This is a genomic window from Streptomyces sp. NPDC096048 (assembly GCF_044763415.1).
Lineage (GTDB): Bacteria > Actinomycetota > Actinomycetes > Streptomycetales > Streptomycetaceae > Streptomyces.
The window spans coordinates 16,121-32,860 of sequence record NZ_JBIWGG010000015.1 but is presented as its reverse complement, the minus strand read 5'-3'; the positions used below and the strand labels follow the sequence as shown (position 1 = coordinate 32,860).

Annotated in this window: 16 protein-coding genes; 13 read left to right on the top strand and 3 right to left on the bottom strand. The window is 70.0% G+C overall.

Annotation, left to right across the window (positions count from 1 at the left end; translation table 11 throughout):
• Position 1: 1 nt before the first annotated feature.
• Positions 2-361: a DUF6463 family protein gene (locus ACIQ6R_RS33310; RefSeq protein ID WP_404172126.1), complete on the bottom strand. Its 360-nt coding sequence runs from the start codon at positions 359-361 to the stop codon at positions 2-4.
• Positions 362-384: 23 nt separating this feature from the next.
• Positions 385-792: an ATP-binding protein gene (locus ACIQ6R_RS33305; RefSeq protein ID WP_404172129.1), complete on the bottom strand. Its 408-nt coding sequence runs from the start codon at positions 790-792 to the stop codon at positions 385-387.
• A gap of 112 nt (positions 793-904) precedes the next feature.
• Between ACIQ6R_RS33305 and ACIQ6R_RS33300 the strand changes: the two genes are divergently transcribed.
• Both ACIQ6R_RS33300 and ACIQ6R_RS33295 read left to right on the top strand, forming a co-directional pair.
• On the top strand, positions 905-1,723 hold the full coding sequence (locus ACIQ6R_RS33300) for a helix-turn-helix domain-containing protein (protein WP_404225465.1): 819 nt from the start codon (positions 905-907) through the stop codon (positions 1,721-1,723).
• Positions 1,720-1,905, top strand: coding sequence for a DUF397 domain-containing protein (locus ACIQ6R_RS33295; protein WP_404172134.1), 186 nt, complete (start codon positions 1,720-1,722; stop codon positions 1,903-1,905). Before ACIQ6R_RS33300 ends, ACIQ6R_RS33295 begins: the two co-directional genes overlap by 4 nt.
• On the opposite strand, the gene ACIQ6R_RS33290 is transcribed toward ACIQ6R_RS33295, so the two are convergent.
• On the bottom strand, positions 1,862-3,337 hold the full coding sequence (locus ACIQ6R_RS33290; protein ID WP_404225672.1) for a carboxylesterase/lipase family protein: 1,476 nt from the start codon (positions 3,335-3,337) through the stop codon (positions 1,862-1,864). The genes ACIQ6R_RS33295 and ACIQ6R_RS33290 overlap by 44 nt on opposite strands.
• Before the next feature lie 193 nt (positions 3,338-3,530).
• Between ACIQ6R_RS33290 and ACIQ6R_RS33285 the strand changes: the two genes are divergently transcribed.
• From ACIQ6R_RS33285 to ACIQ6R_RS33235, 11 genes are all read left to right on the top strand, one after another.
• A complete protein-coding gene (locus ACIQ6R_RS33285) occupies positions 3,531-3,869 on the top strand; it encodes an STAS domain-containing protein (RefSeq protein ID WP_404225463.1) in 339 nt (112 codons plus the stop codon).
• 89 nt (positions 3,870-3,958) lie between these two features.
• Positions 3,959-4,465: a hypothetical protein gene (locus ACIQ6R_RS33280; RefSeq protein WP_404225462.1), complete on the top strand. Its 507-nt coding sequence runs from the start codon at positions 3,959-3,961 to the stop codon at positions 4,463-4,465.
• Positions 4,462-4,815, top strand: a complete 354-nt coding sequence (locus tag ACIQ6R_RS33275) for a transcriptional regulator (protein WP_404225460.1) — start codon at positions 4,462-4,464, stop codon at positions 4,813-4,815. Before ACIQ6R_RS33280 ends, ACIQ6R_RS33275 begins: the two co-directional genes overlap by 4 nt.
• Positions 4,812-5,726: an ABC transporter ATP-binding protein gene (locus ACIQ6R_RS33270; RefSeq protein WP_404225459.1), complete on the top strand. Its 915-nt coding sequence runs from the start codon at positions 4,812-4,814 to the stop codon at positions 5,724-5,726. The genes ACIQ6R_RS33275 and ACIQ6R_RS33270 overlap by 4 nt, the downstream gene beginning before the upstream one ends.
• Positions 5,727-5,887: 161 nt before the next feature.
• The gene (locus ACIQ6R_RS33265; protein WP_404225670.1) at positions 5,888-6,700 is read left to right on the top strand and encodes an ABC transporter permease; all 813 of its coding nucleotides are present in this window, start codon (positions 5,888-5,890) and stop codon (positions 6,698-6,700) included.
• A 258-nt stretch (positions 6,701-6,958) separates the two neighbouring features.
• Complete coding sequence (locus ACIQ6R_RS33260; protein WP_404172148.1) at positions 6,959-7,492, top strand: hypothetical protein; 534 nt, start codon at positions 6,959-6,961, stop codon at positions 7,490-7,492.
• 22 nt (positions 7,493-7,514) lie between these two features.
• On the top strand, positions 7,515-8,426 hold the full coding sequence (locus tag ACIQ6R_RS33255; RefSeq protein ID WP_404172151.1) for a hypothetical protein: 912 nt from the start codon (positions 7,515-7,517) through the stop codon (positions 8,424-8,426).
• 72 nt (positions 8,427-8,498) lie between these two features.
• Entirely contained in the window at positions 8,499-9,986 is a 1,488-nt protein-coding gene (locus ACIQ6R_RS33250) for a peptidoglycan-binding protein (protein ID WP_404225457.1), read from the top strand.
• Positions 9,983-10,777 (top strand): ABC transporter ATP-binding protein, encoded by a 795-nt coding sequence (locus ACIQ6R_RS33245; RefSeq protein ID WP_404225456.1) that lies wholly within the window; start codon positions 9,983-9,985, stop codon positions 10,775-10,777. The genes ACIQ6R_RS33250 and ACIQ6R_RS33245 overlap by 4 nt, the downstream gene beginning before the upstream one ends.
• An 11-nt stretch (positions 10,778-10,788) precedes the next feature.
• Positions 10,789-12,060: an ABC transporter permease gene (locus tag ACIQ6R_RS33240; protein WP_404225454.1), complete on the top strand. Its 1,272-nt coding sequence runs from the start codon at positions 10,789-10,791 to the stop codon at positions 12,058-12,060.
• 164 nt (positions 12,061-12,224) lie between these two features.
• A complete protein-coding gene (locus ACIQ6R_RS33235) occupies positions 12,225-16,664 on the top strand; it encodes a hypothetical protein (protein WP_404225452.1) in 4,440 nt (1,479 codons plus the stop codon).
• Positions 16,665-16,740: the final 76 nt, after the last annotated feature.

The following is a 16,740-nucleotide window of genomic DNA, read 5'->3' as shown; positions in this document are numbered from 1 at the left end:
TTCAGCCGCGCAGCGACCTGCGCAGCAGGAGGCCCCCGATCCCCACCAGGGCGGGAAAACCGCTCTTCGGCATCGCCACGGTGCCCGTCACACCGACGGCCGCGAGTACGACGCCCGCGGCGCGCTGGGCCGGGACGTCCTCGTGCTCCTCCGCCGACCGCAGCAGCCGGCCGCCCATCCACAGGGCGGGCGCGGCGACCATGAACCAGAAGGCGGCCGCCCGGTCACCCCGGTCGGGGACGGAGTCGATGAGCTGTCCGCGCGCCATGTCGGTGAACACGTCGCGGTAGGCCACCGCCCCGAGGACCCCGTGACCGATACCGACAACTTCGAGCCAGCGTCCGGCTGAACGTCGCTTCATGGGCTCATCGTAGGGCCGACCGGCTACGCGACACCCACCTCGCACCACACGACCTTGCCGGGGTCCCGCTCCCCCACGCCCCACTTGTCCGCCAGCTCCGACACGAGCAGCAGCCCGCGCCCGCCCTCTCCGGGCTCCCGTACGTCCGTCTGCGGCACCGCCGGTACGCCGTCCCCGCTGTCGTGCACCTCGACGCGGACGACGTCACCGCACGACAGCAGCCGCAGCAGGAAGCCCCGGCCGGGCGGAACGCCGTGCAGCAGGGCGTTGGTCGCCAGCTCGCTGACGCACAGCACCACGTCGTCCGCGCGCCCGCGCACACCCCACTCGGCGAGCACCTCGCGCGCGAACGCCCTCGCGGCGGGGATCGACCGGCGTTCCCGGCGGTAGAAGCGTTCACGTGGGGACAGGGGTTGAGTTTCCTTGTTCACGTGACGAGGGTCACGCTCCGTGGTCATGATGAGACAGTGCGCACTGCCGTACAGCAGGTCTGTACGGGTGCGCGAGGGTGAACGTACGCGCGCGGGTGGGGAGTTCGACCTCATGGGCACGACGACACGGAGGAACGCCTCCGCGATGAAGATGGTGGGGGCGCTGCTCGCCCTCTACCGCCAGGCCGCCGGCCACACGCAGCGGTCGCTGGGCGAACGGTTCGTCATCGGCGAGCAGCAGATCGCCTCGATCGAACAGGGCAGGCGCCCACTGAAGCCGGATCTCGCCGAGCAGCTCGACGATCTGCTGGAGACGAAGGGGGCGTTGTCGGTCGCGTTGAGCAGGATGCCGGAGGTGGATCTGGTTCCGTTGTGGGCGGAGGAGTATCTGGATCGGGAGCGGGAGGCGATCGCGATCTCCGTGTACGACAGCTTGGCTGTTCCCGGCCAGCTCCAGACCGAGTCATACGCGCGAGCGGTCTTCCGCAGTCGTGTGCCCGTCTACGACGTGGATGAGATCGAGCAACTCGTCACAAGGCGCATGGAGCGCCAGGAGATCCTCCAGCGCAAGGTTCCGCCCACCACCAGCTTCGTCATCTGGGAGGCCGCGTTACGCGACCGATTGGGCGGGGAGGACGTATTCGCTGAGCAGGTGCGGCAGCTGCGCGAATGCGCGGACGTGCCCGGCGTCACCCTCCAGATCCTGCCGCTCGGCCGCACCTCGCACGCGGGTCTCGACGGCCCCTTCGTGCTCTTGGAAACCCCCGACTACCAGCGGCTTGCGTACATGGAGACCCAGCGGGGCAGCCAGCTGATCGCCGATCCCGACGGGGTAGGGATCCTGACCCAGAAATATGCGATGCTGCGGACGCAGGCCCTCAACACAGAGGACACGAAGGGCCTGTTGGACCGTCTTCTGGGAGAAGCATGAGCAGCGGAAACGCACTTGAGTGGTTCAAGTCCAGCCACAGCGGCAGCGAAGGCGGCCAGTGTCTCGAAGTCGCCTACGAACCCACCACCATCCACATCCGCGACTCCAAGACCGGCGACGACCCCGCCGCCCCCCACATCACCGTCGAACCAGCCGCCTGGACCGCATTCCTCGCATGGTGACGTCGGCCTTCCACAGGTCGAACTGGGCGTCGCGCGGCCCGTGCGCCGTGTGCGGGGCGCCGTCCCCGAAAACCCGCACGGGGTGCGCGTCGCCCCACGACTCCCACCCGGGGTCCCCGGACTGAACGAACCGCACCCACGCCCCGTGCATCGCGTCGGCAAGCCCCCGCGGAGCCCCGTCGCCCGCGAGCCGGCGCGAATCGGGCCTGTCGCCGGAGTCGAAGACGAAGCCCAGTTCCAGGGCGTGGCAGGCGCCGAGGTCGGGCAGTCCGGACGGCCAGGCGAACTCGTAGACGTACGACGATCCCGGCCGGGCGTCGGCCAGGCGGTGCATCGGGATGCGGAGCAGGTGGTCGGTGACCAGCTGGCCGACGGTCTCGGCGGCACCGGCGTGTACGGCGCGGTAGCCCCGTACCACCTCGGTGCCGCAGTGGCAGCGGGCGCGCGCCCCGGCCAGGGCGACGGCGCCGAGCCGGTCGACGCGTTCGAGGAGGCCGCCGGGTACCAGCCACAGCCGGTACTCGTCCCGGGTCCAGCCCATCATCAGGTCGACGCCGGGTGCCGCCCCGCCCTCGACGAGCGCCTCCAGCGGGTCGCGGGGGACCACGTCCCCGTCGACGACGATCCCGAAGGCGGGCCCGCCGAGTACGGGGCTGCTGAGCCTGCCCACCTCGGCCTGGGCGCGGAGCAGCTGGTCGCGGTCGGCGGCGGCGAAGGCCTCGGCGGTGGCGGGGATCTTGAGGCGGCTCGCCATGCGGCGGACCATCCGCCGCACCTTGTCGCGGTCGGCGGCCTCCGGTGCGCCGCTCTGGAGCACGGCCCGCCGGAACAGCCCCTGGGCCTGCGGGGCGGCGAGGAGGGCGCCGGTACTGATGGCTCCGGCGGACTGGCCGGCGACGGTGACCCGGCCGGGGTCGCCGCCGAAGGCCACGATCGACTCGTGCACCCACTTCAGGGCGGCGAGCTGATCGCGCAGGCCGGCGTTGGCGGGGACGTCCGGGAACAGTCCGTAGCCCTCGACCCCCAGCCTGTAGTTGATCGACACGCAGACCACGCCGTCCCGGGCGAAGGTGTGGCCGTCGTAGACGGGTACGGCCGAAGAGCCCCGGGTGAGGGCGCCGCCGTGCAGCCACACCAGGACCGGCAGGCGGGCGCCAGGACCCGGCTCCGGGGTCCAGACGTTGAGGTTGAGGCAGTCGTCGCCGGGGATCGCCGGGTCGGAGAGGTACTGGGCGAAGGCCTCGGAGTACGGCGGTTTCGGCGCCGTGGGACCGAAGGACCCCGCGTCGCGCACGCCGTCCCAGGGCTCGGGCGGCGCAGGCGGCCGGAACCGGCGGGGGCCGAAGGGGGGCGCCGCGTACGGGATGCCCCGGAACACCGCGATGCCGTGCTCGTATCTGCCGCGTACGGCCCCGTGCGGCGTACTGACCACCGGGTTCACCTCGCCTGCGATCACGCGCCCACCAGCCCTTCGCCGCACTGATGCACTGCTCATGTCAGAGCGCCGCGGCACGCGGATCTATTCCGGTGATCTGCTCCGGTTTCCGTTCCGTACGCCCGGTCCGACGCCGCTGGGAGACAATGGAAGCCACGTACGCCCGCTATGCGCTGCTGAGGAGGCCGTCGTGACCGTCGACCCTCATCCCCCCGGCCGGCCCGCACCCGTGAGGATCGCAGAGGCCGACGGGCGGCACGCCGTGCTGGCCTTCTCCGGCGACCTGGACGCCCACGCGCTGGGCGTCCTGGAGGAACTCCTCCTCGACCACCGTCTGCGGGAACCGGGCGCGTGGACGCTGGAGATGAGCGACCTGCACCACATCGACCTGGCCTGCGCCTACGCGCTGCTGCGCGCGGTCACCCGGGCCCCGGAACCGGCCGCCATCACCGTCCGCAGGGCCCGCCCGGCGGTTCACCGGACCCTGCGGCACGCCGGTCTCGACACCGTCGCCGACTTCGAGGAGTAGCGCGCCCCGCCTCCCTGACTTGCCCACGGGGAAAGTCGAAGATAGCTTTCCCGGCAGGAAAGTAAGGTCCGTCAGGGGAGGCGATAGTCGTGAGCACGCCAGTGGATGCCGACCAGGCGTGGAGAGACCTGCAGCGCATCCGGGTACCGCAGGAGCGCGTGTACGACGAGTTCGAGCGGTCGACGTCCGGCCGCCCGGGCGTGAACTACGCCACGGCCGCGATCATGTGGGTCTTCCTGGCCGGGCTGGGCCTGGATCCGCCCCGGTGGGGCGTCTGGCTGCTCCTGGCCGCGTACGTCGGGCTGCTGAGTGCGCTGATCGTGCTCCACAGCCGCAGAAGCCGGATGCGACTGCACCGCTCCCGCTCCAACCGGCGGATGCTCGCGGCGTTCGTCGGGGCCGCGGTGGTGACCGGCGGGACCGTCGTGCTGTCCGGCCGTCTGGTCGAGCCACTGGAGCCGGTGATCGCCGGTCTCGTCCAGGCCACGGTCTCCGCGGCCGTGTTCCTCGTCCTCATCGGGCCGACGAACCGCTGGGCGGCGGGCTCGCTGCGCGGCGGCGGCGAACGGGCGCCCCGCGTGGGGGCCGGCCGATGAGCATCCCCACCGGCTTCGACGAGCTGATCCATCCCGCCACCCGGCTGTCGGTGGTCGCGCTGCTCGCCACCACCGAGTGGGCGGAGTTCGCGTTCGTCCGCGACAGCCTCTCGCTCAGCGACTCGGCGCTCTCCAAACAACTCCACACCCTGGGAGACGCCGGATACCTGGAGATCCACAAGGAGGGTGGCGGCCGCAAGCGGCGCACGAAGGTACGGCTGACCGACCGCGGCCGCACCGCCTTCGAGGGGCATGTGGCGGCACTCCGGGCGATCGTCGAGGGCGCCGGACCCACGACGGCGGCCGAGGCGGCACCACGGCGACAGCACCACTCGGAGGCAGCACGATGACGCAGGTCGAGCACGCCCCCGTCCCACCTGTGATCCAGGCACGCGGCCTGACCATGGCGTACGGCGACATCGGTGTCCTCCACGACATGGACCTGGACGTCCACCGCGGCGAGGTCTTCGCCCTGCTCGGGCCCAACGGTGCCGGGAAGACCACCACCGTCGAGATCCTGGAGGGCTTCCGGCAGCGCTCCGCCGGCGAGGTCCGGGTCCTCGGTGCGGACCCGGAGCGGGGCGACGACGCCTGGCGCGGCCGTATCGGCCTGGTCCTGCAGTCCTGGCGGGACCACCCCCGCTGGCGGGTCGCCGAGCTGCTGACGCACTTCGCGACGTACTACCCCGACCCGCGTGACCCGGCCGAACTGCTGGCCCTGGTCGGCCTCACCGACCAGGCCGACCGGCAGGTGAACCGATTGTCCGGGGGACAGCGCCGACGGCTGGACGTCGCGCTCGGCATCGTCGGCCGCCCCGAACTCCTCTTCCTGGACGAGCCGACCACCGGCTTCGACCCCGAGGCACGGCGCGAGTTCCACCTCCTGGTCGAACGACTGGCCCACGACGAGGGCGTCACCGTCCTGCTCACCACACACGACTTGATGGAGGCCGAGCGGCTCGCCGACCGGATCGCGATGCTGGTCGGCGGCCGGATCCGGGCCTGCGGCACCCCGTCGGAGCTGGCCCGCCGGGCCGCCGCCCAGGCCGAGGTCCGCTGGACGGCCGACGACGGGACGCCCCGTCGCGAACGCACCGACGACCCCTCACGGCTGGTCTGGGAGCTCCACCGGAACGCGACCGGCCCGATCGCCGACCTGGAGGTCCGCCGCCCGACGCTGGAGGACACCTACCTGCACATGGTGCACCGGGAGGCCGACGGTACGGACGAGGCCACGGACCGGCAGACACACGCCGCATGAGGGGGACGCACGTGACCGACGAGACGAGCACGGCCGGCCAGACGGAGAAGAAGGAGAAGACCGAGAAGACGAGGAACAGCGACGCGGCGCCAGACAGAGGGGCGAAGCAGCCGAGCCGCCCCACCCGCCACCACTGGCGCGCCGGTTTCCTCCGCGGCGGCATCGAACTGCGGCACCTCCTGCGCAACCCCAAGGAGATGTCCGGCCATCTGAGCAATGTGGTCGTCGCACTGCTGATCGCCGCCTACATCAGCGACGACGTGCCCGGCACCCACACCCCGATGGCCCACCTGGTCCTCGCCGGCTTCGCCGCCTACCTGCTGTTCCAGATCGGGCTGATCAACCTCCCGCAGATACTCGTGACCGAACGGGAGGAGGGCGCCCTGCTGCGACTGCGCGCGACACCCGGCGGGATACCGGCCTACCTCATCGCCAAGTGCCTGCTGGTGGTCGTCATGGCGACCGGCACCCTGGCCCTGCTCCTGGCGGCCGCGGCGCTGCTGGTGGACGGGCCGCTGCCGCGCGGGCCGGGCGACTGGCTGACGCTGCTGTGGGTCACCACCCTCGGGCTGCTCGCCGTCGTGCCGCTGGGCGCGGCCATCGGCGCCGTGCTGCCCAACCCGCGCGAGGCACTGGCGTTGATCATGCTGCCCACGATGGCGCTGCTGATCACCTCCGGAGCGGTGTTCCCGATCACCTCGCTGCCCGTGCCGGTCCAACAGGTCACCTCGGTCTTCCCACTCAAGTGGATGGCACAGGGCCTGCGTTCGGCGCTGCTGCCGGACTCCGCACGGGCCGCCGAGCCGGCGGGCTCCTGGGAGCTGCCCATGGTCGCCCTGGTACTGACCGCCTGGGCGGTCCTCGGTTTCCTGCTCGCCGTCCCCCTCCTGCGCCGCGCGGCCCGCCGCGAGTCCGGCTCCCGCCTGACCGCCCGCCACCACAGGGCAGCACGGAGCGGGGCGATGTCCGCTTAGGTACCGTGATCACAGCGTTTCCCCCTTTCGGCAAGATTGCGTCGTGAACTCCCGGCCAGGTCGCCGCTCGCTCTCCTCACGACCGGAACGTGACCTACCTGTGATGAAGCAGAAGTGACCACTTGTCCGTTTCGTTGCGATGTGAATCTGTTCTAATGATGAGCACTTCCCGGGGGGGATCTGCGACGCACGGAAGAACGCCTTGACAGCCTGCGCTCCACTCCTCTCAATGGGTTTTCTGTTTCTTGAGGAGTAGGAATGAAGATGTTCAACAAGCGCGTCGGAGCTGCGCTCGCCACCATTGCTGCCACGGCCGCCGCCCTGCTCGGCACCGCGCCGACCGCGAATGCAGCCACGTACAAGGTGGACAACAACTGCGGCTACAAGGTCTGCGCCATCGAGAACGCGGGCGGCCAGCTGAACCTGCACTACAACTCGATCGCGAACGACGGCTACTACTCGGGCGTGGCCCACTTCTACGGAAACGTGTACAACTACGCAGGCGAAACCGTGTCGGCCAACGGTGCCACCGCGCAGACGTACAACTTCGTGTTCGGTAAGAACGTGGTCGGCAACACCGCCGCCGGCACGGGCCAGGCCGTGAAGAACAATGCGGCCTCGGTCGAGAACTGCGGCCCGTGGGACGCCTACCGGGTCTACTACAACTCCGGTTACCAGGGCAGCTCGCAGTACTTCGCGCACACCAACGGCAGCCAGTACTGCGCCGGTGGCAAGCTCGTCGACCTGAACTCCACGCTCAAGAACAACAATGCTTCGCAGCACTTCGCGTAACCGACGCTGCACGCTGCTCGCCGTGTCCGTGCTGGTCAGCACGGTCACGGCGGGCTGCGCCGCCGAGCAGAAGTCGGACCCGGCGGCTGCCGCCGCCCAGAGCCTGAAGAACGTCGACCGGTCCAAGTGGCCTCCGGCCACCCCGGAGAGCGGGCTGGCCAAGGGACTGACCCTGCCGCTCGAACAGTACATGCAGACGTACGAGCAGAACGTGGTCATCGACCAGGCCACACGCAACCTGCAGTCCGAATGCATGGCGGATTTCGGTTTCGATTTCCGACCGCCGCCCGCCGGTAACACGCCGCCGCCGAACTCCAATGACGCGAACATGGAACGGCGCTACGGCATCACCGACCGCAAGGTAGCGGAAAAGCACGGATACGGGCTCGACGAAAAAGGCCCGGAAACCGGAGCGCGATCGCCGGCCCTGACCGAGTCTGCGGAGATGGTGCTGAGCGGCGGACTCCGCAAGGGCGACAGCTTCACCCCGGCCCCGCATTCGTACGAGGGAAAGAAAATTCCCAAGGGCGGTTGCACGGGATGGGCCAAGAACAAGGTCGGATCCGCCGGACTTGATTTCTCGCTCGTGAGCCGCCTGAACTACGAGAGCCTGATGCAGTCCCAGGATGCTCCGAAAGTTCAGGAAGCCACAAAGAAATGGTCGTCCTGCATGAAGGGAAAGGGCTACGAAGTCGCCCATCCTTTTGATGCCATCGACCTGAACAAGGGGCAGCCGCTCGACAGCGAGCGGGCGGTCAATGTCGCACTGGCGGATATTGACTGCAAGAAGTCCGTCGACCTGGTGAACATATGGTTCGAGGCCGACTCCGCGATCCAGGGCAGGCAGATCGAGGAGCACCAACTCGCCCTCGACGAGGCGAAGAAGCAGAACGAAGCCGCGGTGAAGGCCGCGGAGCAGGTGCTGCGCGGCTGACCGCGCCACCGTCCGGTCCGCACGAGCGGACCGGGCGAAGCTCAGGAGAAGGTCCGGGGAAAGGGAACCGCCATGTCCGACGGCGAGGTGCACACGGGTGCTTCGGGGCTGGCCCGAAAGCGCCGGTGGGCCGTGGGGATCGCCACGGGAGCGGTACTGCTCTCCGGCGCCGGCATGGCGGCCACCCAGCTGATCAAGTCGCCCGCGCAGGCCGCGGCCGACTCCGAGGCGCCCCCGCCGACGGTGCTCACGGCCCCGGTCGAGCACCGGGTCCTCGAGGACTCGGTCACCGTCCGCGGCACGGTCACCGCGGACCAGACCGTCGAGGTCAGCCCCTCGGCGGGCAGCCCCGACGGAGGCCCGCCCGTTGTCACCAAGCTGCCGGTCGAAGGCGGCCAGCAGATCGAGGCCGGCCAGCGGCTCCTCGAGGTATCCGGCCGCCCGGTGTTCGCCTTGCAGGGCGAGCTGCCTGTCTTCCGGGACCTGAAGCCCGGGGCCGAGGGTGACGACATCGCCCAGCTTCAGGACGCGTTGACCGCGCTCGGGCACAGCACGGCCGGTGACCGTGGCGGGTACTTCGGGCCGCGGACGAAGGCCGCGCTCACCGCGTTCTACGACAGCATCGGTTATACGCCGCAGCCTGCCCAGGCGGACGGTGACAGCGCGGTGGACAGCGCCGAGTCCGCCGTGACCGAGGCCGAACGGGCGCTGGAGGATGCCCGCTCGGCCGCGGCGTCCGGCGCCGGCTCCGGCACTCCCGGCGCGGGCACGGGCGAAGGCACCGACGTGGACGACAAGGACGCGGACGAGCCGTCGGTCTCCGACGGCAAGGGCGCGGGCGAAGGCTCCGCGCGACAGATCGAACGAGCGCAGGAGGACCTGGCCAAGGCACGCGAGGAGTTGGCCCGGGTGCAGGCGACGACCGGACCCATGCTGCCTGCCTCCGAAGTCGTCTTCCTGTCCCGCTTCCCCGCTCGGGTGGACGAGGTGCACGCGCGGGTCGGCGATGAGGTGTCCGGGCCGGTCCTCACGGTGTCGGCCGGCGCCCTGGTCGTCCACGGCTATCTGCAGCAGCACGAGAAGGGCCTGGTCAGGTCCGGCCAGCAGGTGCGGATCCTGTCCGAGGTGACCGGCCGCACGGCGACCGCGAAGGTCGTATCGGTCGCGGACACCGTCGGCCAGGAGCAGACCGCCGCGAGCGGAGAGGACAAGGCGCAGGCCGTCGGCGCCCAGGGGTACCTGATGCTCGTACGTCCGGACAAGCCGCTGCCGCCGGACCTCACCGGGCAGGACGTGCGCCTGACCGTGCACGCCGCGGCCACCAAGGCAGCGGGCCTGGTCGTGCCGCTTTCGGCGGTGTCGGCGGGAGCAGACGGCAGGACGACGGTGACCGTCGTCGAGAAGGGGGACGGCCGGCGCAGGGTGGCAGTGGTCACCGGGTCCACAGGGGACGGCTGCGTGGAAGTGCGTCCGCAGACCGCAGGCGCGCTCGCCGAAGGGGACAACGTCCTCATCGGTGTGCGCGCGAGCCCCGCGGACGCGGCAGGAGCGGGATCGTGACCGCCGTAGCCGAACCCCCGGTCATCGAACTGCGGCAGGCCGGCCTCACCTACCCGGGGCCGCCGCCGGTGCAGGCCCTCGCTCCCTGTGACCTGTGCGTCGAGCGCGGCGAGTTCGTGACCGTGGTCGGCCCCTCCGGGGCCGGCAAGTCGACGTTCCTGAACATCGTGGGACTTCTCGACTCACCGACCTCGGGCAGCTACCTGCTCGACGGTGTCGACACCGGCTCGCTGCCGGACGCGGACCGCACGGCCCTGCGCGGACAGCGCATCGGATTCGTGTTCCAGGCGTTCCATCTCATGCCGCACCGCAGCGCCCTGGAGAACGTGGCGCTCAGCCTCCTCTACGACGGCACTCCGCGCCGGGAGCGGGCGGCACGCGCCCGCGCCGCCCTCGAACAGGTGGGACTCGGCCCCCGCTCGCACTCCCTGCCCACCCAGCTCTCCGGTGGGGAGCGGCAACGGGTGGCCATCGCACGGGCGTTGGTGGGCCGACCGTCGCTGCTGTTGTGCGACGAGCCGACCGGCAACCTCGACACCGCGACCGCTGAGGCCATCCTCGGGCTTCTGGACGCGGTGCACCGCAGCGGTATGACCGTGGTCGTCATCACCCACGATCCAGCGGTGGCGGCCCGCGGCCGCCGCACCCTGACCATCCGGGACGGCGCCCTGTCCGAGACCTCAGACCCGCCGCACCCCGAGGCGAACGCCCGGCCGCACGGCCCGGTGCCGCTTAGCCCCGAGCCCGCGTCCGACCGGCCGCACTCCCCGGCCCTCGACCTCCTGCGGTGAGCAAAGCACGTATGCGACGTCTTCCGTTTTCTCTGCCCGGGATCCGCAGGCGCGAGGCCGGCCGGCCCGCCGGCGTGACCCGGCACCGGCTTGCGGTGCGGGACTTGGTCTCCGAGGCCCTCGCCGGCGTGCTGCAGCGCCCGGCCCGTTCCGCGCTGACCTCGCTCGGAACGGTGCTCGGAGTCGGCACGTTCGTCGCCATCCTCGGCTTGACCGCGACCGCCTCCTCGCAGATCGACGAGCGGTTCAACGCCCTCAGCGCCACCGAGGTGACCGTCGAGGACGTCTCCCGCGAGCAGGGCGCCCCGGGCACCATCGGCTTCCCCGCCGATGCGGACCAGCGCGTCGAGCGGCTCAACGGCGTACGCGACGCGGGCGTCTACTGGTCCGTCGACCTGGCTCCCGAGGAGCAGGTCAGATCGGCACCCGTGGGCCCCGACCGCGGCAGCGGCAGGATCCAGGTGGTGGCCGCCTCTTCCGGCGTACTGGAAGCGGCGCACCCCACCCTCGCCCAGGGGCGGCTCTACGACTCTTGGCATGACCGCACCGAGCAGCGGGTCGCCGTCGTCGGTGCGGGGCTTGCCGCCCGGCTCGGCATCACGACCCTGGAGACCGCGCCCGCCGTGTTCATCGGGGACGAGGCCTTCACGGTGGTGGGCATCGTGGACGACGTCGAGCGCCAGGCCGACCTGCTGCTCTCTGTCGTGGTGCCCCGGTCCACCGCGCAGCAGATCTGGGGTGTGCCGAAGAGCGCGCCCAAGATGCTCGTGTCCACACAACTGGGTGCCGCCCCGCAGGTGGCCGCCGAGGCACCGCTGGCGCTCGACGCCGCACACCCGGAGCACTTCAGGTCCGTGCCGCCGCCCGACCCCAAGTCGCTGCGGGCTGGAGTGAGCGGTGATCTCAGCCAGCTGTTTCTGCTGCTCGCCGCGATCTGCCTGTTCATCGGGACACTGGGCATCGCCAACACCACTTTGGTCGCCGTGCTGGAGCGCACCGGTGAGATAGGTCTGCGCCGCGCACTCGGTGCCCGCGGACGGCACATCACGGCTCAGTTCCTCACCGAGTCGGGCGCGCTCGGCACGCTCGGCGGCCTGGTCGGCGCGTCACTCGGCATCCTCACCGTCGTGGGTGTCGCTCTGGCCAGGGACTGGACACCCGTGATCCATCCGCAGGTCGCCACCGCCGCACCCGGCATCGGGCTGCTCACCGGTCTGCTCGCGGGCCTCTACCCCGCATGGAGGGCCAGCCGGGTGCAGCCGGTCGAGGCGCTGCGCCGGTAGCCCCTCGCTGCCCCCTCACGTCGCCGGCCACACGTGCCGACCCGGCCTCCCGCGACGGCACTCCCCCTGTCCGCCCAGCCCGGTGGCGCATCCCTGAGATCGCCGTCGGTGGGTGACCCGTGCCCGCTCAGTGGCACGGGCGCCAGTCAACACAAGGAGAATCGTTGAGATTCCGCAAGAGAGCACGGAGCTCCGTGGTGATGCTCGTCGCCACGGCCGTGCTGGGAGGGATGGTCCAGGCCTCGGCCTGGGCCGACGACACGGTCGGCAAGTCGCCGTCCGTGCAGTCGAAGCCAGAAGCGCAGCGGAAGGACTCCGTGCCGTCCGCCGAGCGTGCGGCCGTCTTGGGCAAGGACTACAAGAAGTCCGGTGACCTCGCGTGGACCACGTCCGGCGACGTACGGGGTTTCCACCTGCTGACCGCACGCGAGAGCACGGGCTATCAGTGGCAGACCACGGCCTCGCTGTCCGAGCCCGGCTTCGACGCGGACTCGTGGATCGGCAACGCGTGTGTGACCGGCTCCGGCAAGCGCGCCGTCGTGGTGTACGCCCCGCGGACGTTCACCAACGAGCCCGAGCTGATGGCACGCGGCGCCTTCACCGCGGTGGTCGACCTGGAGACGGGTCGGGTCACCAAACTGAAGACGCAGTCGACGCTCGCGTACTTCAATCCCGGCTGCGGTGTCGGCGAGAGCGCCGTACTGACCCAGGCCGGTGACGAGGCCAAGAACGCCACCCGTCTCGTCCGTCTCGATGCGGCGACGGGCAAGCTCGCCAAGCCCATCGAGACCAAGGGCCAGTTGACCTCGGCCGTCGTCACCAAGGACGGCTCGCTCGTCGGCGCGATGGGGGCACAGCTCGTCAAGGTGAACGGCCAGGGCCGCAAGACCGCCCTGCTCAACACTGAATCGGTGCCGCACCGGATCGCCGCCGACGCGGACGGCGGCGTGGTCTTCCTCGATCGGGACCAGCCCGCCAAGGCGAAGCCCGGCAAGGGGCGAGCCCCGAAGTCGGCCGCCGGCGAGCAGTCGGCACGGGCCAAGCGCCTTACCGCCGCGCAGATCGCCTCTCCGGACGTCCGCAAGGCCAAGGCGCCCGCGTTCGCCGAGGGCCCGCTGACCGAGACCGGGCTGACCCGCGGCGCCGGAAAGGTGTATCTGACCGGCAAGGCGAAGCGCGTTGCCGGACAAGACCTTCCGTCCGCCGTACGTCAGTTGGCCAAGGCACCGAAGGACGCCAGGGTCTCCACGCGCGGTGAGGCCGTGCTGACCGAGACCGGGTGGACCGACGGGCAGGGCGCCCTGATCCGCGCCGACAAGCCGGATGCCGTGCGCCCGGTCAACGTCACGCTGACGGCCGTGGACAGCGGTGAGGGGGCCGAGTTCACCATCGAGCCGGGTGAGCGGACCAGCGCCGCCTTCTCCGAGGGACTGGACCGCAGCCCCGCGCTCGCGGCGCCTGAGGGCGGTGCGTCCGCCGAGGGCGGCATGAGCACCATGTCCGCGGACCGCAACGAGATCGTCGAGTCCGAGCGGGTCTGCTCAGTGCCGCGCAACGATCCGCGGAACCAGGCCACCCAGCCCAAGCCGCGCCAGGTGGAGTGGGCGGTCAACCAGGCCATCCGCGGCAATCTGAACACGCACGTCAGCCGTCCTGCGAACTGGAAGAGCCTGGGCATGCCGGCGTACCAGCCGCAGACCCTCTTCCCGAAGCCGGCCCTGGAGGGCGGCGGCAGCGTGCCCGCTCAGGTGATGCTCGGTGTCACCGCGCAGGAGTCCAACATGTGGCAGGCATCGCGTATCGCGGTGCCCGGCGTCAGCAGCAGCCCGCTGATCGGCAACTACTACGGCATCGACTACTACGACGGCGACTCCTCGAACGAGTGGGACATCGCCTGGCCGGAGGCCGACTGCGGCTACGGCATCACCCAGGTCACCGACCACATGCGGATGGCAGGTCGCGAGGACGGCCACGGTGGTGAGGCCTGGCCTTACGAAAAGCAGCGCGCGGTCGCGCTGGACTACACCGCCAACGTCGCGGCGGGCCTGCAGATCCTCGTCTCGAAGTGGAACGAGACCAAGAAGGCCGGTCTGCAGATCAACAACGGAAACCCGGCGAAGATCGAGAACTGGTCGTTCGCGCTGTGGGCGTACAACGCCGGTTTCTACCCGAACAAGGGTGACGGCAGCCCGTGGGGCGTGGGCTGGGCGAACAACCCCGCCAACCCGATGTGGGACGCCGCCCGTTCGCCGTTCATGGAGGATTCGGCGGGCAACGAGGAGGCCTCCGACGCGGCGCACCCGCAGGACTGGCCGTACCAGGAGAAGGTGATCGGCTTCGCCGCGCACCCGCCGTCCTTCCTCGAGGCGCCCGGCAAGCTGGTCCCCGCGTTCCGCGCGGCTTGGTGGAACGGCACCGAGGGCGGCGCGTCCGTCGACGGCTCCGCCGTGCAGAACCGTGCCAAGGCCAAGCCGCCGGAGAACACCTTCTGCGCCGCGGGCAATGAATGCGACCCCGGCAAGATCTCTGACGGCGCACAGAACGAGGCGGGTCTGGGCCCCTGCACCCGCAGCGACTTCAAGTGCTGGTGGCACATGCCGGTCACGTGGAAGACTGACTGCGACTACTCGTGCGGCAACGACTTCACGCGCTTCCCCGTCGACTGGGCCGAGGAGCCGGACGGCACCGCGTACCCGCCGAACTGCTCCCCGAACTCGACCCTCCCGGCCGGGTCGATGATCATCGACAATCTGCCGTCGGGCGTTCCGGCGCAGAGATGCTCGAACACGTCCTGGACCAACGAGGGCACCTTCTCGATCGACTTCGGTGACGGCGACGGCGCGCATCCGACGATCGGTGGGCCCAATCGCTGGCCCTCCAAGGTCGATCTGCACCAGCTCGGCGCGGGTGCGGGCGGCCACTTCTACTTCGGCCACTCTCGCTCGGACGACGCCAAGGGCAAGCGTCTGGAGTTCACCGGTTCCTGGACCCTGAACAAGGACGTCAACGGCCCGGCGAAGATCTGGGTACATCTGCCTGATCACGGTGCGCACGAGACACGCGCCCAGTACAAGATCCACACCGCCAACGGTGTCCGTACTCGGGTCGTCAACCAGATGGGCGACAAGAACCGCTGGGTCTCCATCGGCGCCTTCATGTTCAACGGCAGGCCCAAGGTGACCCTTTCGACGATCGCGCCGGGCGGCACGGGCGACAAGGACATCGCCTACGACGCCGTCGCGGTCACGCCGATCAACGGCAAGTACGTCGAGCGGAGCCTGACGGCCGCGGCGGTCTTCGACCCCAACCAGGACCTCAACTCCAACATGCCGGCGGAGATGGAGACTCCGCTGCGTACGATGACGACCCTGTACAACTGGGGCATCGGCCACGCGAAGTCGGGTCCGTACTGGCAGAACCCGGAGGCGGACCACTACGGCATCACCTGGCGGGCCCGCTGCCCCACGGCCACCCCGGTGGGCGAGTGCAGCGGCCAGAAGACCTACGACGCCGCTGAGAAGTGGTACCAGGAGGTCAAGGCGGGCGGCAACAAGGTCCGCGCGGACGGTTCGGCGCCCGCCATGTCGATCCCGGTGTGGATGGCGATGGCCAACCACCGCCCGGACACCTCGCAGCCGGCGAGTGTGGCGTTCCAGGACGACAACAGCTACAAGATCAAGAGCGATGTCGACGTGAGCTACATCGTCGACGAGTCGACGGGGAAGATCATCCCGGGCAGCGAGTCGGCGGGCTACAAGGTCCGCGTCGGCAACGCGCACCTGCCGCACTTCGTCACCGATCTCATCAAGGCGATCGAGGCGGACTACGGCATCCCGAAGCCGAACATCAACTACACGACGTACGACGCGCTCGAATACGGCCGCGACCAGTATGTGACCCCGTACACCACCGGTGACACCCCCGGCCAGGCGTACTTCCCGCACTTCCGCGGGGCGCGCCTGGACACCGACCAGAAGTGCGTGGACTTCCGTGCCGTGGGTGGCGGTGTGCACGGTTACCGGGCGATGGTCGCCTACCAGCACGTCAACGACAACGTGAAGGCATGGGTCGACAAGGTCAAGGCTCACCCGGAAACCAACAAGGGCATCCAGGACTTCGCCGGGGACATCTACTCGATGTTCTTCAAGAACTCCGGTGACAACAACGCCTTCGGCAGCATGATCGGCAATGCCCCGCCCATCTGGCAGGACATCGCGGCCGCCTTCTGCGCGGACGGCAGTGTCAAGCCGACCCACCTGGTGGAGAACCGGGACGCGGTGCCGAACAACGGCCTGGTGTGGCAGAGCTACATGCCGGACCTGTACGTCTACATCGATGACAAGATGACCGACAACCTCGGTCGTCCGTCGAACCAGCGGATCAAGCTGGGCGACTGGCGCAACTTCGGCAACCTGCCCGTGGGCAACGGTCACGCATACGGTCAGTGCGACGCTATGGGCCGAGGCAGCGGAGGCAACCCGTGGGCCATCGAAGCACCGGTGCCACTGATCGGCGACGGCCCGAACGTACGCCCGAAGAAGGTCACGCACTGTGACTCGCAGACGGGCCAGCACACGGAGTTCACCGAGAACTTCACGCCCTAGCGACTGAACGTCGGGTGGCCGGGTTGTCCACGGGCAGCCCGGCCACCCGCAATCCCAGGAAGGAAGGAAAGTCACC